The organism is Humisphaera borealis, assembly GCF_015169395.1.
Taxonomy (GTDB): Bacteria; Planctomycetota; Phycisphaerae; order Tepidisphaerales; family Tepidisphaeraceae; genus Humisphaera; species Humisphaera borealis.
On the sequence record NZ_CP063458.1, the window covers coordinates 902,651 to 916,772 of the forward strand.

Here is a 14,122-nt window from a genome sequence, read left to right on the forward strand (position 1 = left end):
AGCCGCGACGCGCCGCCGAGCGCTAAAACGCAGGTTCTCCAGCTACTCCCGCACCGCAATCCCGTCGGCCGTCACGAGCAGCAGCTCGTCGGTTACCTGGTGCGGCATCTTCTTGAAGTCTTCCTTGATCTGGGCCCGAAGCCGGGCCACCGTTTCGTCGTCGTTGCGGAAGCACAGCAGGATATCGCGATTGGGGATGCCGGCGCAGAACGGGCTGCCAAGGTGCTCGCGCAGCTTTTCGTGCAGGGTCGGCAGCAGCACCCGGCTGGCGTCGTAGCCGTCCATCGTCTGGAAGATGATCAGGCTGATCTTGCCGTCTTCGTCCTGGGCGGCGTGGGCTGACATTTGCTCGCTGCGGCGGATGAGATTCTCGATCGCCGTATCGTGCAGGTCATCGACGCTGATACCCCAGTTGGCAAAGTGCGACTGCGGGATGTATGCGATGGTTCGGTCGTTATCGATCGCGTAACCGATGCGCAGCCCTTCGACCAGCGATTCGGAGATGACGCCGTCATGCGCGGCCGAGTTCTCCGGCAAAATCATCGGAAGGATGCGTTCCTTCAGTTCGTCGAACGCCAGTTCGCGGTCGGGCGAGCCTTCGGCGGCGCGGAGCAGTTCGACCACCCAGCGTTCGATGCTGTGGGTGACGTCTTCCGGCTTGAGAATCGACATCCGGTACAGATTCTCGAGCCCGACGAGATTCCCATTGACGCGGACCGTGAACGGTTCATCACCTTCGGCCAGTTTCACCAGCGGAAACCGCTTGGTGACGACCTTGAAAAGTTGCTCGACGAACTGTTCGCGACTCGGAGAAGACATTTGAGCGATTGTATCGCAGGAAGATTGCCGTTTGCCAACGGGTCGATCGGAATTGCGAATTGCCCGCCAGCGGCTCGGTGCAGGCAATTGGCAATCCCACGCCTCACCGCTACAACACGCACCCTTGTTTCCAACCGCGGAGCGTAATGGCAGCGATACGAGTGGCAATTCTGGGTGCGGGTCGACCGGGCGTGCGGCATGCGGAGGGGTTCAAAGCGGCCGGCGGATTTGAAATCGCCGCTGTCGCGGACCTCATTCCCCAGCGTCGCAAGACGATCATGGAGGCGTTCGGCGTTAAGAAGGAAGTTGCCGACGCGCTGGACGTCATGTCCGATGCCGGCATCGACGCCGTCAGCATCTGCCTGCCGAACCACCTGCATCTTCCGGTGGCGGTGGCGGCGCTGAGGGCCAAGAAGCATGTCATCTGCGAGACCCCGCCGACGCTGTCGGCGTCGGAAGCGCGCAAGCTTCTGACGGCCGCGGCGAAGTACGGGCGGACGGTGCTCTTTGCCGCCCAGCGCCGCTTCGGCGGTGCCGAACAGGCCGCCAAGCAAGCCGTCGACAAGGGCTATATCGGCGACGCCTATCACGCTCGCGCCGCGTGGATGCGCACCCGTGGCATTCCCGTCGGTTCCGGTGAAGGCGGCGTTGGCTGGTACTTCGACCCGTCCAAGAGTGGGGGCGGCGTCGTGCTGGACCTGGGCGTTCAGATGCTGGATCTGGCCCACGACCTGCTCGGCCGGCCTCGACCGGTCAGTGTCTTTGCGACCATGAGCGATCACTTTCACCCCGCCGGCCGGCTCCCGGCGGCGGCGGTCTCCGTCAACACCGCCGCCGACGACCATCCCGCTGATGACTCGGCGGCGGTTTCGTCCGAGGGCACCGGCGACGGTTCCGACGCCGACGCAACCACCCCCTCAGGTGCCGCCGCAGGACCTTCCGGCGTCGAAGACACGTTTTTCGCGTTGATGAAGTTCGAAGGCGGGAAAACGCTCGAGCTGTCGTCGAGCTGGGCGATCAACCAGCCGCCGACCCAGAACGGAACGATCTGCCGCGTTCACGGAACTGAAGGGGCGGTTGACGTCTACACCCGCCAGGGTCCGGTCCTGCACCGCAAATTCAGCCAGCGTGGGGACAGCCGGGAAACACCGCTCAAGACGCCGAAGGTGACCCACTATCACGCGATGATGCGGCACTTCCGTGAATGCATCCAGGGCAAAGCACAGCCGCTGGTCGGTCCCGATGCCGGCGCACTGCTGATGGCGATGGTGGACGCGATCTACAAAAGTGCCGAGACGGGCAAATCAGTGGACGTCAGATAGACGCACGTCAGATAGACGGACGTCAGGCAGTCGGCTGGTTCCTGTGCGAGCCGATCACTTCATCGCCGGCTGGGCCGCAGCGAGATAGAACCGCGCGATCTTGGCCTGGAAGGTGCTGCCGTCGTCGCGGCGCATTTCGTATTCGCCTTCCATCGTGCCCCATGCGGTCTTCAGCGGGCAGTAGCTCTGGTACTTGAATGCCTGCCCCGGCTCCAGCCGAGGGGTCTGCCCGATCACGCCAGGGCCCCGCACCTCTTCCTGCCGGCCGTTGCCGTCGATGATCAGCCAGTAACGCGAAACCAGCTGCGCGGGCTCGGTGCCCTCGTTCTTAATCACGATCGTGTAGCCGAAGAGAAACTTCCGATCGTCCGGATCGGATTCTTCGGGCAGGAAGTAGGCGGTCGCGCCGACGCGAATGCCGTTGGTCTCGGTATTAGATAACTCCGGGGTTGCCATGTGACCGACATGGTAGGATACGGACGGGCCTGCGGACAAGCGGCGACGGGCACGGCGAGCCGTTGCGCTAACATCTTTAACCGCGCTGCGCAACTTCCGGACAGTTCGCTACAATCCGCCCCCGACATGACGTCGGTCCGCCTAGAACACATCTCCAAGCGTTTCGGCCAAACGACTGCCCTGGCCGACATCGACTTCACGATTAACTCCGGCGAGCTGTTCTTTTTGCTGGGCCCCAGCGGCTGCGGCAAGAGCACGCTGCTACGCCTGATCGCCGGGCTTCATGACCCCTCGAAGGGGAAGATCCTGTTCAATGACCGTGACGTCACGGCGCTGGGCACCGACAAACGCAACGCCGTGATGTGCTTTCAGAGCTACGCGCTTTGGCCGCACATGAGCGTCCGCGAGAACGTCCGATTCGGGCTGGCCGTACGGAAGCAACCCAAGCCGGAGCAGGACAAGCGGATCGCCGACGTGCTCAAGCTCGTGCAGATGGAGCCTTACGCCGACCGCAAGCCGAACCAGCTCTCCGGCGGGCAGCAGCAGCGGGTCGCCCTGGCCCGGGCGCTGGCGGTGAACCCCGATTGCCTGCTGCTGGACGAGCCGCTGTCAAACCTCGACGCCAAGCTGCGCCACGAGATGCGGTCGGAGATCCGCCGCATCTGCAAGACGGCGGGGTACACGACGATCTACGTCACGCACGACATGAAAGAGGCGCTGAGCGTCGCCGACCGGATTGCGGTGATGAAGGACGGGAAGATCGCACAGATCGGCACGCCGGGTGATCTTTACCATAAGCCGATGAACAGCTTCGTCGCCGACTTTGTCGGCTCGACGAACCTGCTGACGGGAAAGGTCGTCGGCACCGACGCCGGTCGGTACGAAATCGAAACACCTGCCGGGCGCGTCTTCGGCTCGGCGGTGAACAACGGCTTTCTGCGCGACGCCAATGTCATTGTCAGTATCCGCCCCGAGCAGATGCAGGTCGCCCGGCGGACGGCCGCCGCCGGCGAGGCCGGGCCGAATCGCTTCACGGGCAAAGTGCTTGAAACAACGTTCCTCGGCGAAGCGAGCGAGCACGTGCTGGCGGTCAACGGGCAGAGGCTGAAGGTGATCGCCGCGCCGCCGTTGTTCAATGTGCCCGAAGAACTGACAGTGCAGTTTGATCCGGAGGATGTGGTCGTACTGAAAGAGTAGGGTGGGGTTCACCCCACCAGAGCCCGTTCGTCAACCGGTTGTGTCGATTCGCGGGCTAGTTGCAACAGAACATTCGACCTCGGGTCCTGACCGGTAATCGAACACAGCCGGTTCATCGGAGCGATGCGGTGGGCTGAAGCCCACCCTACAGAATACAGCATGCGTCGCTATATCTTCCCCATCCTCTTTGTCCTCGTCCTGGCGACGCCATTCGTCGTGCGGGCGATCATTGGCGACGCCACGGAGCGGCCTTCGAGCGGGGAACTTCGCCTGGTCGTCATCACGCCGCACGGCGAACCGATCCGACGCGAGTTCGGCGACGCGTTCTCCGAGTGGCATCGTGCCCGGTTCGGTAAGACGGTGGTTGTCGACTACCGCAATTTCGGTGGCGGCGCCAGCGATATCGTCAAGTACTTCAATGCCACCAGCGACTCGGGCTACTTCCAGAAGACTGGCACCTACGGCGTGGACGTCGCCTGGGGCGGCGGGGAGACGCTGTTCAGCGTCGATCTCAAGAAGCACCTGCTGCCGGTCAAGCTGTCGCCGGAGGTGATGTCGACGGCCTATCCGAAGCCGGACATTGGCGGCGTGGCGCTCTACGACAAGGACGGCAACTGGTTCGGCACCACACTCGGCAGTTTCGGCATCGTCTACAACAAGGACGTTCTCCGGTATCTCGGCCTGCCCGAGCCCAAGACCTGGGAAGACCTCACCGACCCCCGGTACCGCAACTACATCATTCTCGCCGACCCCACCCGCAGTAGCTCCGCCCGTACCGCGTTCATGGCGATCGTGGAAAAGCAGATGGCGATCGCGAAGGAAGCCGCTGGCGCTGATGACAAGGGGGCTGAAGACCGGGGCTGGGCCCGCGGCATGGGGCTGATACGCCAGATCGCGGCCAATGCCCGTGTCTTTACCGACGCCAGTTCGTCGGTTCCTTCGGTCGTAGGCTCCGGAGACGCCGCCGCCGGCATGGCGATCGATTTTTATGGCCGTACGCAGGTGGAGATGTCCGGAGAATCTCGCGTCGGGTATGTCGAGCCGGCCGAGGCCACCATCGTCAACCCGGACCCGATCGCCGTGGTCAAGGGTACGCAGAACAAGGAACTGGCGATCCGGTTTATCGAGTTCATCCTCAGTACCGAAGGACAGCGCCTGTGGAATTACCGGGTCGGCGCGCCGGGCGGTCCGAAGCAGACGACCCTTCGGCGTTTACCAATCGTTCCGTCGGTCTATGCCGACCAAACCTACTTCACCGACAAGGTCAACCCGTTTCTGATCGCCGGTACTTTCAACACCCGGCGGGAACGCACGGGTACGTTCAAGACACTCGGCGATCAGATCCAGGTGAGCTGCATCGACGTGCTGGCGGAACTGCGCGAGACGCGAAAGCTCATCCTCGCGTCGCCCGCAGCGGTAGAGCTGGACAAGAAGCTGGGGACGTTTCCCTTCGATCAGAAAGAGGCGCTGGCACGGCAGAAGACGCTTAACGCCGCCAAACCGCTGCAGCGACTGGAGTTGATTCGCGGCTGGGAGCAGGAGTTCAAGGCCGAGTACAAGGCATTGCGGGAACAGGTGAAGTGATGTGACACGGGCGTTTCGCCCGTGTTTTTCGTGTTCCGAAGGACGAATCCATCACGGGCGAGGCGCCCGTGCCACCAGAATGCGTCGACTGCAACAACTTATCTTCCTCCTTCTCATCGCCGTGATCTTCGGCGTGTTTCTCATCCTGCCGATCATCCAGGTGATCTCCGTCGCGTTCTTCGGCATGAGCGACCAGCAGGAAGGCTTCACGTTTGGATACATCGCGGCGATTTTTCAGGACGAATCGCTGCGCGAGGGTCTTTTTAACTCAGCCAAGATCGCCGTCGGCACGACCTTGCTCTGCATCCTGATCAGCGTTCCGCTGGCGATGCTTTCGGTGCGCTACAACTTCTGGGGCAAGGGGCTGATGAGCGGCCTGTTGCTGGTGCCGCTGATCCTTCCGCCGTTCGTCGGCGCAATTGGCATGCGGCAGATTCTCGGCCATTACGGCAGCCTGACGGCCGTCGTCCACGAGGCGGCGATCTGGCTTGGGCAATTTGAACTCTTTGCCGGTGTGGTGCGCGACTCTGGCTTGACCGACAAAAACATGCCGATCGACTGGGTCGGCAACGCCCGCATCTGGGGTGTGATCCTCGTTGAAGCCCTCAGCCTGTACCCGATCCTGTTCCTCAACGTCTCGGCGGCGCTGGCCAATCTCGATCCGGCCATGGAACAGGCCGCCGCCAACCTGGGTGCCAGCCGATGGACGATCTTCCGCAAGATCACTCTTCCGCTGATGCGCCCCGGCTTGTTCGCCGGCGGAACGATCGTTCTGATCTGGAGCTTTACCGAGCTCGGCACACCGCTGATGTTCGAATACTTCCGGTGCACGCCGGTGCAGATCTTCCAGCGGTTGACGCAGGTGTCGGGGAACCCGACGCCTTACGCGCTGGTGGTCGTCACGCTGTTTATGAGCGTGGGCTTGTATGTCGTCGGCAAGCTGGTCCTGGGCCGGAATCTCACCAGCGCAGTCACCAAGGCGAGCGTGCAGATGACGCCGAAGAAGCTGGGCTTCTTCAAGGGGCTGGCGGCGCTGCTTCCGTTCGTGATCGTCACGTTCCTGGCGTTGCTGCCGCACATCGGTGTCGTGCTGATGAGCGTGAGCGATGTTCGCCCGGAATCTTGGTACCAGTCGATCGTGCCGACGAGCTTTACGGGCGATCACTATCGTGCCGCGCTCTCCGGCGACAACACAATCCCGTCCGTCCGCAACAGCGTCCTGTTCGCACTTTGCAGCACCATCGTGGACATCGCCCTGGGATTGATGATCGCCTGGCTCATCGTCCGCTCGCCGCTGCCGGGCTGGCTTCGGACTACCGTGGACAGCATTGCGATGCTGCCGCTGGCGGTGCCGGGTTTGGTAATGGCGTTCGGCTATCTCGCGATGAGCCTGGCAGCCAAGGGGTGGCTGAGCGATATCGGTCCGCAGTTCCACCAGTGGTTTGGCCAGGGCAACGGCGACTGGCTGAAGATGAAGCTGGAAGTCATCCTGAATGTGCAGGAGAACCCGACGTTCTTCCTCATCATCGCGTACGCCATGCGCCGGCTGCCCTACGTCGTCCGCAGCGCCGTCGCCGGTCTGCAACAAACACCCGCCGACCTGGAACTGGCGGCGCGCAACCTGGGCGCCGGCAGCTGGCTGACGATGCGGCGGATCACCATCCCGCTGATCGCCGCGAATCTGCTCGCCGGCGGACTCCTCGCGTTCGCGTTCGCGATGCTGGAGGTCAGCGACTCGCTCATCCTGGCGCAAAAGGCCGACTACTGGCCTATCACCAAGGCGATTTATGAGCTGTTCTTCCGAATCGGCGACGGCCGGTATATCGCCAGCGCTCTGGGCGTCTGGGCGATGGTCCTGCTGATGCTGACGATCCTGTCGGCCAACACGCTGCTGGGGAAACGGATGGGGGCAATCTTCAGGGTGTGAGACGGCAGTCTCTCGCATCCTGTCACTTTCCCCGCCGGCCCCTATAATCCCCGCCAGGTGAAAACCATGGCTCGATTACATCTCTCCGATTCGGTCCGGGCGGCTGTTCTTTCCGCGGGTGTTTGCGTTGTTGCCGCCGGGTGCGGCAGCAGTGACGAGCGCTCGGCCAAGCAGCTCACGGCGGACCAGTTCGTGACGCGTGCCGCCAGCGTGCCTCCGGACGGGGGTCGCCTGACCGGAGCGCCGGTCGAGAGCGGCGGCGCGGTTCGTGTGGATGGTGTCAGCCGATTCCCCAAGACCCCCGATCCTTCGGCCGATCCGATCGTCAATCCACAGAGCATCAACCCGACGGTCGATCAGGGTGTCCGCAGCCCCTACGCTGCCGACGGCAATGCGGCCGCCGGTCCGATCGCGCCGACCACGACGCGCGTTGACCTGGCGGGAAAGCCGGCGACCAACAAGGCCACCGCCGATGCCGGCGGGCCCCGCGCCGTCGATGTCGGCTTCGTGGTCATGGAAGTCAACGGAAAGCCGATCTATAGCGACAAGATCCTCTCGGCACTGGAGCGCCCGCTTGCCGCCGAAGCCAAGAAGAACAACGTCGACAACTTCCGCAATCTCGCCAAGGAACTGCTCGAACAGCAGGTCCAGCTTTACAAGCGCGACGAACTGGAAGTGGCATCGGCGGATCTGTCTCTGTCCGAGGCCGACAAGCAACTCGCGCAGGCGTTGACGGCGCAGTGGCGGCAGCAACAGATCACCGCGGCCGGAGGGTCCCTGGAGATGGCCCGGATCAAGGCCCGGGACGAGGGATGGGAGTTTGAGGACCTTGTCCAGCAGCAGTTCCGTCTGAAGCTCGTGCAGATTTTCTATCAGAAGCGCATTTTCCCCAAGATCTTCGTGCCACCCGCCGATCAGCGGGCCTACTACGAACAGAACAAGGCCAAGGAGTTCACGCAGGTGGCCCGGCTGAAGTTCCGGGTGATCAAGATCGATCCGAAGACGGGATTCAGCAGCGACGGCGACGCCGTTGCACTGGCCCAGAAGGTTCGCGAGCGTGCCAAATCCGAGGATTTCGCCAAGCTCGCCGACGAGATCAACAAGGATGGTCGCGGCGGGGCGATCGGACAATCCGATTCCGGCGGCTGGGTGGATGCCAACAGCTACCGCTACGAAAAGGTCGAGAAGACCGCTGCGCAGCTGAAGCCGGGTGAAGTCAGCGACGTCATCCTTGAAGAGAACCGGCTGCTGTTCGTGGTCAAGCTCGAGGCAATCCAGGAAGGCACGGTCCAGGCGTTCGAAGAACCGTCCGTCCAGGAGCGAATCACGCAGCGGCTTCGCGGCATCCAGTTGCAGGCGCTCCGCGAGGCGCACATCCGCAAACTCGAACGCGACGCAGTCACCCGCCGCAACGAAGGCAAGGTCAACGACCTGCTCGATATCGTGATGAAGAAGTATCCGGACTGGGCCAAGGCGGGATAACGCCGTCGCCCCGGCATGCGGCTTGTGCCAAAGCGGGCAAGGACACCCGCGCTCCGAGGAGGAACTCTTGCCGCTTCCGACCGCCATCCGCGATCTCGATCACCTCGAAGACCTTCTTTCCGAACCGAGCGAGGGTGTCATCGACACCTGCCGGCGGTTGGACGGGGATGTCCTGGTCCTGGGCGTAGGCGGGAAGATGGGGCCGAGCCTGTCACGGATGATGCGCCGGGCGTCCGACGCCGCAGGTGCAAAACGCCGGATCATAGGCGTATCGCGCTTCGCCGGCGGGACGTCACGGCTGCAGCGGCAGCTCAACGATTGGGGCATCGAAACCATCGCCTGTGACCTGCTGGATCAGGCCGCCCTCGACCGGCTCCCCGATACCCCCAACGTCGTCTACATGACCGGGATGAAGTTCGGCACCACCGGGCAGCAGTCGCTCACATGGGCGATGAACGGCTTCCTGCCCAGCATCGTCTGTCAGCGGTTTAGCCGCAGCCGGATCGTGGCGTTCTCCAGCGGCAACATCTACGCGATGTCCGCCGTTTGCAGCGGCGGCCCCACGGAGGGCGTCGATACCGCGCCGGTCGGCGAGTACGGCATGAGCGTGCTGGCGAGAGAGCGGATGTTCGAGCACTTCAGCCGGACACTGAAGATCCCGGTCACGCTCCTGCGGCTGAACTATGCGGTCGAGATGCGTTACGGCGTGCTGGTTGACCTTGCGACAAAGGTGTGGCGCGGGCAGCCGATCGACGTCTCGATGGGCGTGTTCAACGTGATCTGGCAGGGGGATGCCAACGCGCAGGCGATCCAGTCGTTCGATCACGTCGCCAGCCCGCCGCGAGTGCTCAACATCACCGGCCCTGAGACTCTGTCGGTTCGGGCGCTTGCCGAGGCATTTGGCCGGGCGATGGGAAAGCAGCCAGCCATCGTCGGCACCGAAGCCGCCACCGCCCTGTTGAACAACGCCCAGCTCAGCCATCGCCTGTTCGGCTACCCGCGGGTACCGATTCAACAGGTGGTGGAGTGGACGGCGGAGTGGGTGATGAAGGGTGGCGTCAACCTGGACAGGCCGACGCATTTCGAGACGCGCGACGGACGGTTTTGAATGGGAAGGTCAGGAGTCAGGAGTCGGAAGCTGAGGCCTTCGACTTCTAACTCCTGATTTTCTAACTGCGATCTCAGTTCTCTTCCTTCTTGAAGTTCATTCGGGTCGCGACGGCTTCGGGGTCGAACCAGGATTGCAGGGCGTCCTGAACGGCCTGCTCACGCATCAATTGGGTTCGGGCCATGCCGACCATCTGCATCTGCATACGGGCGTCTTCGTCGGCGGTCCACGGCCGCTCGTAGGACCGCAGTTCCAGCGCAAGCACCTTCTGCTTCGAAGGCATGTCAACCACTGTCGAAGGGTGCGGCAGATCGGCCTTGGCCTGGCTGAGCAGGCGGAACAGGCCGGGGATCAACGCCTGCTGAACGGTCGGATCGGTGAGGTCGTATCCGGGGATCTCCGGCCGGCGGTTGTCCAGCACGATGGGGCCGACTTCCTTGACTGGCGGACTGACGACCGGAAGGCCGCCGATCGGGCTGTTGGCGGCGGCAGAGCCGGCAGCGTCGCGAACGACGACCGCCTTTTTCTTCGCCAACTCGTACGCACTGACGAGCTTCAGATCCTTGATGATCAGCGGACGGGCTTCGTCCAGCGTCGGAACGTGATCCCCTTCAAATGCGGTCAGGCGGAAGACGTAGGCATTACCGGTTGTATCGCGGAGCAGCGGCGACGGCTCGTACATCGCCAGGGCAGCCTTGGCCGGCTTGGTGGACTCGACGGTGATCCCGGGTGTTGCGGCCGGTGCCGTGGCGGGCGCCGTCGCCGGAGCAGTCCCCGGAAGGGTTGCAGGGCTGGTGGAAGGCCCGGTGGCGGCCGGCTGAGTTTTCGGGGCGACAGGACCTTCCGGCAGAACTTCCTGCCCGTGCTTCGTCGCCAGTTGCGCCAGCGCCGTTCCGTCCGCCGACGCCTGTCCGATCCCCGGCAGCGCCGACAGCTCGGTCGCCGTCAGGAACTCGCTCGCGAGCGACTTAACCACGGGTCGCACGCCCTGGGCTTTTTCAAAGTCGGCGGCGACCTTCTCGAGGTACTCGAGCTTCTCGACTTTGCCGATTTCCTTCGCTGCCACGGCGTCCTTGTAATCTTTCACGAGGCGGTCACGCAGCGCGTTACGAATCTCATCGGCGCGAGCCTCCACCTTCTGACGCAGCATCTGGGCGGCGGCGACATCCTCGGCCGGGGCGTTCGGTGCCGACACCTCGTTCATCAGTACCTTCTGGCGGATCTCCGCACGCACGTCGGCGAACGGACGTGTGGTCGGTGCCGTCGCAGCGGATGTCGCCGGAAGGGTGCCCGGTGCCGTGCCAGGCTGACTCGAAGCCTGGCTCGACGGCTGGCTGGCTGGCGTGGTCTGGAACTGACCCTGGTTGGCGGTGTAGTAGGCGAACGCAACGCTGTCGAGCGGCAGCAGGTCCACCGGCTTGAGCGCCTTCATCGCCGCGGCCGTCACGTCCGAGTTCGCCAACTCCACGTACTGAAGCTTGAGCTTGTCCTTCTGACGATATCCGAACTGCACCGGCTGGGTCGCGGCCATCGCGAATGACGGGGCCGGTGTCGATGCGGCATACTGGTTGTAATGCGAGATGATCTGGGCTTCGGACGGCGTCGGCGCTTCGGCGATGAAATCGGCCGCGGCGAACTCGACGACGTTCAGGGTCGGCTGCTGGCGCTGGACAATCCCGTCACGCACGAGCGGCCGGGTGATCTTGATGTCGCCGAGCACACGCTGGTAGTAATCGCGGACCAGGACGAAGCGTTCGACGGCGGCGCGGTAGGCGGCGGCCTCGTCGGGCTTGAGGGTTCGGCCGGGCTGCTTGAAATAGACCTCGAAAAGCTCGTTGACGGTGTCGGTGTCGGGCTTTACGCCGGCGGCCCGCGCCTCACGTTGAAGCAGGGCGTAGGTGACCGGCTTGTCCCGCAGCGCCGCGGCGACGCGCCCGCCACCCTGCCCGAACGAAGCCATGCTTTCGCCGAGTTGCCGCAGGGGGGCAAAGCCGAACTCGATCAGGGCGTCGATGTCGCGGCGGGCCTCGCCGACTTCCCCCCTGGTGAGTTTTTCGTTACCGATGCGCCCGTAGAGCAGCGAATCGTTGTCGTTATGCATCTGCTTCATCCCGAAAGGCAGGATGAAGACGATCATCAGCATGACGCCGAAGATCGCGAGCAGGAGCTTTTTCTTCCGCTGGATGAACTTGTACATGCGGGTTGAGTTTCGTTCGTCGTTAGGAGTCCGGCCGGCCCGGGAGCGACCCTCTGTCTCAGCCGGGCTGGGAAGGTTAAGGGAGGGTGGGACGGTCCGGCAAGGGCACGTGAGGATGAATGTTTCGTGCCGACGGTCACAACGACCGCCGGAGAGCGCTCCGCTGCCGGCTGCATGATTGCGGACACAGTTCGCCGAAAGGCGCTAAGACCGGCGTCATGCCCGACACTGATTGCCGCGAAACGCACCGGATGGGATGCCGTGGGAACTCATTTGGGCTTCGCGGCGGCGGCAAGGCGGTCGTAGTTCGCCTTGGCGTCAGCGGCCGACTTGCTTCCCTTGAACTTGGGGTCTTCTGCGACCTGCTTATAAAGCGCGGCCGCTTCTGTGGCCTGCCCGCCGTCTTCCAGCAGCTTGGCCGCCTTCAGCAGTGAACTCAGCACCATCGGGCTGGATTTATTGCTGAAGTGGGCCACGACGCGCATGTAGGCGATCGCGGCGTCCTGACGCTTTGCCGGGTCATTACCGGCGGTTGCGGCGGAGCACTCGGCCAGCGTGTACAAGGCCGTAAGCTGGTGCGTCGGATCGGTGAACAACGCCTTGTTCTTGTTGATCACGTCTGACGCGGCGGCGTAGTTCTTGGTGCTCAGTGCGGCATTGGCCTGCATGACGAGCAACGCCGGGTTCTTGTCGGCACCCGGAGCGCCGGCGAGTAGCCGCATCGCCTTGTCGGGCTCGGAATTGGCAATATAGAGCTCGCCGAGGAACTCCCGGACCAGGTCGGTCTGCTTGGTGGCAAAGGCACGTTCGACGTCGGGAATGGCCCGGCCGATCAGCGCCTTGTCATCGGGAATGGCCGGCTTCTTTTCCTTCGCCTGGTTGGGGTCGCGGGCGGCCAGCTGTACGAACGCCTTGGCCGACAGCGGGAACTGGCCGGCCTTTTCCGCCGCGGCCACCAGCCGGAACACCGAGCGATCCTTCACCCAATCCTTGCGGCTGGCGCTGATTGCCTTGTCGTAGTTAGTCGCCGCGACGTCCCACTTCTCGGCCTCGTAGGCGTCCTCGGCGGCGTTGAGAGCGGCTTCGCCGTCGGCGTTTACCTTGACGATCGCGTCCAAGGGTCGCTGAGTGCTGTTGCCGGTGGACTTGTTCTGCCAGACGAGGTTGCCGCCCTCGACCTTCATGACCGTCCCCTCGGCCTTGATTGCAGCACCACCGGTGCCGTACCAGATCGTGTCGGCCAGACCGGCGGACGGGATGGCGGTCGCCACGAGAAAGGCGAGCGAGCGGCCGATGCGTTTCATGGAAGTCGAATGGCTGCGGGTCATCGAAGTCGTTTCCTTTCCGCCAGGACGATCGCGAGGGAAGGCGGGGTTCGTCTGGCGGCTGTTAGTACGGTCCGCCTTGGCGGACGCGCTGCCGACGGCAAGGCGATCACATCATCGAACGGAAACCGCGTCAGTTCTCCGCCGGGAGTTTTGCGGTTTCCAAGCCAATGCAGGAGAGGGGGGTCGAACCCCTACACCTTGCGGTACAGGATCCTAAGTCCTGCGCGTCTGCCAATTCCGCCACTCCTGCAAGGATTGCTCAGTTGTCACGACCCAGCTTTCACAACTCTGTGGAATGGCCGCCTTCAGTCAGAACGCTTGAAGGGGCGGCGTCTTAGGTCGTTCCGGCATTACATAGGGGAAAGGAAGCGGAGTCAAACAAATCGTGGGTGGTACGGTGGCAGTTCGAAAGCAGCAAAATCAGGCGGCATGGTTCTCCGCAAAGTCGATGGCCCGCTTATTCATGTTGCGGCGCGTGTAATTGGAATATCCCTCAGGATTGTCCGTGAGAAGGCCCCTAGCCTGCCTCTGAAGGCGCGCCATGAGTTCCATGCGCTCTTCTGGGGTGCGGTGCTCCGAAATCCGCTTGAGAAAGCGATCACGGATCGCAAGTTGTTCGGCTATGTCTTCCATCGCTGCATTAGTATACTCGACGGATTAACCGTTCAAAGCACAGGCTTTTCGGCCTGTGACCGTGTCCGC

Annotated in this window: 11 protein-coding genes and 1 tRNA gene; 6 read left to right on the top strand and 6 right to left on the bottom strand. The window is 63.1% G+C overall.

Annotated features, from left to right (window positions below; all coding sequences use genetic code 11):
* Positions 1-42: 42 nt before the first annotated feature.
* Positions 43-819: a DUF1444 family protein gene (locus IPV69_RS03425; RefSeq protein ID WP_206293511.1), complete on the bottom strand. Its 777-nt coding sequence runs from the start codon at positions 817-819 to the stop codon at positions 43-45.
* 146 nt (positions 820-965) lie between these two features.
* Between IPV69_RS03425 and IPV69_RS03430 the strand changes: the two genes are divergently transcribed.
* Positions 966-2,141 (top strand): Gfo/Idh/MocA family protein, encoded by a 1,176-nt coding sequence (locus IPV69_RS03430; RefSeq protein WP_206293512.1) that lies wholly within the window; start codon positions 966-968, stop codon positions 2,139-2,141.
* A gap of 54 nt (positions 2,142-2,195) precedes the next feature.
* Here IPV69_RS03430 and apaG read toward each other — a convergent pair whose 3' ends face one another.
* Positions 2,196-2,597 (bottom strand): Co2+/Mg2+ efflux protein ApaG, encoded by a 402-nt coding sequence (gene apaG, locus IPV69_RS03435; protein ID WP_206293513.1) that lies wholly within the window; start codon positions 2,595-2,597, stop codon positions 2,196-2,198.
* Positions 2,598-2,723: 126 nt separating this feature from the next.
* Here apaG and IPV69_RS03440 point away from each other — a divergent pair, with 126 nt between their 5' ends.
* From IPV69_RS03440 to IPV69_RS03460, 5 genes are all read left to right on the top strand, one after another.
* Positions 2,724-3,794, top strand: coding sequence for an ABC transporter ATP-binding protein (locus IPV69_RS03440; protein WP_206293514.1), 1,071 nt, complete (start codon positions 2,724-2,726; stop codon positions 3,792-3,794).
* A 159-nt stretch (positions 3,795-3,953) separates the two neighbouring features.
* The gene (locus tag IPV69_RS03445) at positions 3,954-5,378 is read left to right on the top strand and encodes an ABC transporter substrate-binding protein (protein WP_206293515.1); all 1,425 of its coding nucleotides are present in this window, start codon (positions 3,954-3,956) and stop codon (positions 5,376-5,378) included.
* A gap of 79 nt (positions 5,379-5,457) precedes the next feature.
* A complete protein-coding gene (locus IPV69_RS03450; RefSeq protein WP_206293516.1) occupies positions 5,458-7,305 on the top strand; it encodes an ABC transporter permease in 1,848 nt (615 codons plus the stop codon).
* A gap of 66 nt (positions 7,306-7,371) precedes the next feature.
* Positions 7,372-8,787 carry a peptidyl-prolyl cis-trans isomerase gene (locus IPV69_RS03455; protein WP_206293517.1) on the top strand — a complete coding sequence of 472 codons (1,416 nt, stop codon included), beginning with the start codon at positions 7,372-7,374 and terminating at the stop codon, positions 8,785-8,787.
* 67 nt (positions 8,788-8,854) lie between these two features.
* Positions 8,855-9,895, top strand: a complete 1,041-nt coding sequence (locus IPV69_RS03460; protein ID WP_206293518.1) for an NAD-dependent epimerase/dehydratase family protein — start codon at positions 8,855-8,857, stop codon at positions 9,893-9,895.
* A 73-nt stretch (positions 9,896-9,968) separates the two neighbouring features.
* On the opposite strand, the gene IPV69_RS03465 is transcribed toward IPV69_RS03460, so the two are convergent.
* The 4 genes from IPV69_RS03465 to IPV69_RS03480 form a co-directional block, all read right to left on the bottom strand.
* Positions 9,969-12,092: a hypothetical protein gene (locus IPV69_RS03465; protein ID WP_206293519.1), complete on the bottom strand. Its 2,124-nt coding sequence runs from the start codon at positions 12,090-12,092 to the stop codon at positions 9,969-9,971.
* A gap of 269 nt (positions 12,093-12,361) precedes the next feature.
* The gene (locus IPV69_RS03470) at positions 12,362-13,396 is read right to left on the bottom strand and encodes a tetratricopeptide repeat protein (protein ID WP_206293520.1); all 1,035 of its coding nucleotides are present in this window, start codon (positions 13,394-13,396) and stop codon (positions 12,362-12,364) included.
* A gap of 192 nt (positions 13,397-13,588) precedes the next feature.
* Positions 13,589-13,670 (bottom strand) — tRNA-Leu (locus tag IPV69_RS03475).
* A 170-nt stretch (positions 13,671-13,840) separates the two neighbouring features.
* The gene (locus IPV69_RS03480) at positions 13,841-14,053 is read right to left on the bottom strand and encodes a hypothetical protein (protein WP_206293521.1); all 213 of its coding nucleotides are present in this window, start codon (positions 14,051-14,053) and stop codon (positions 13,841-13,843) included.
* Positions 14,054-14,122: the final 69 nt, after the last annotated feature.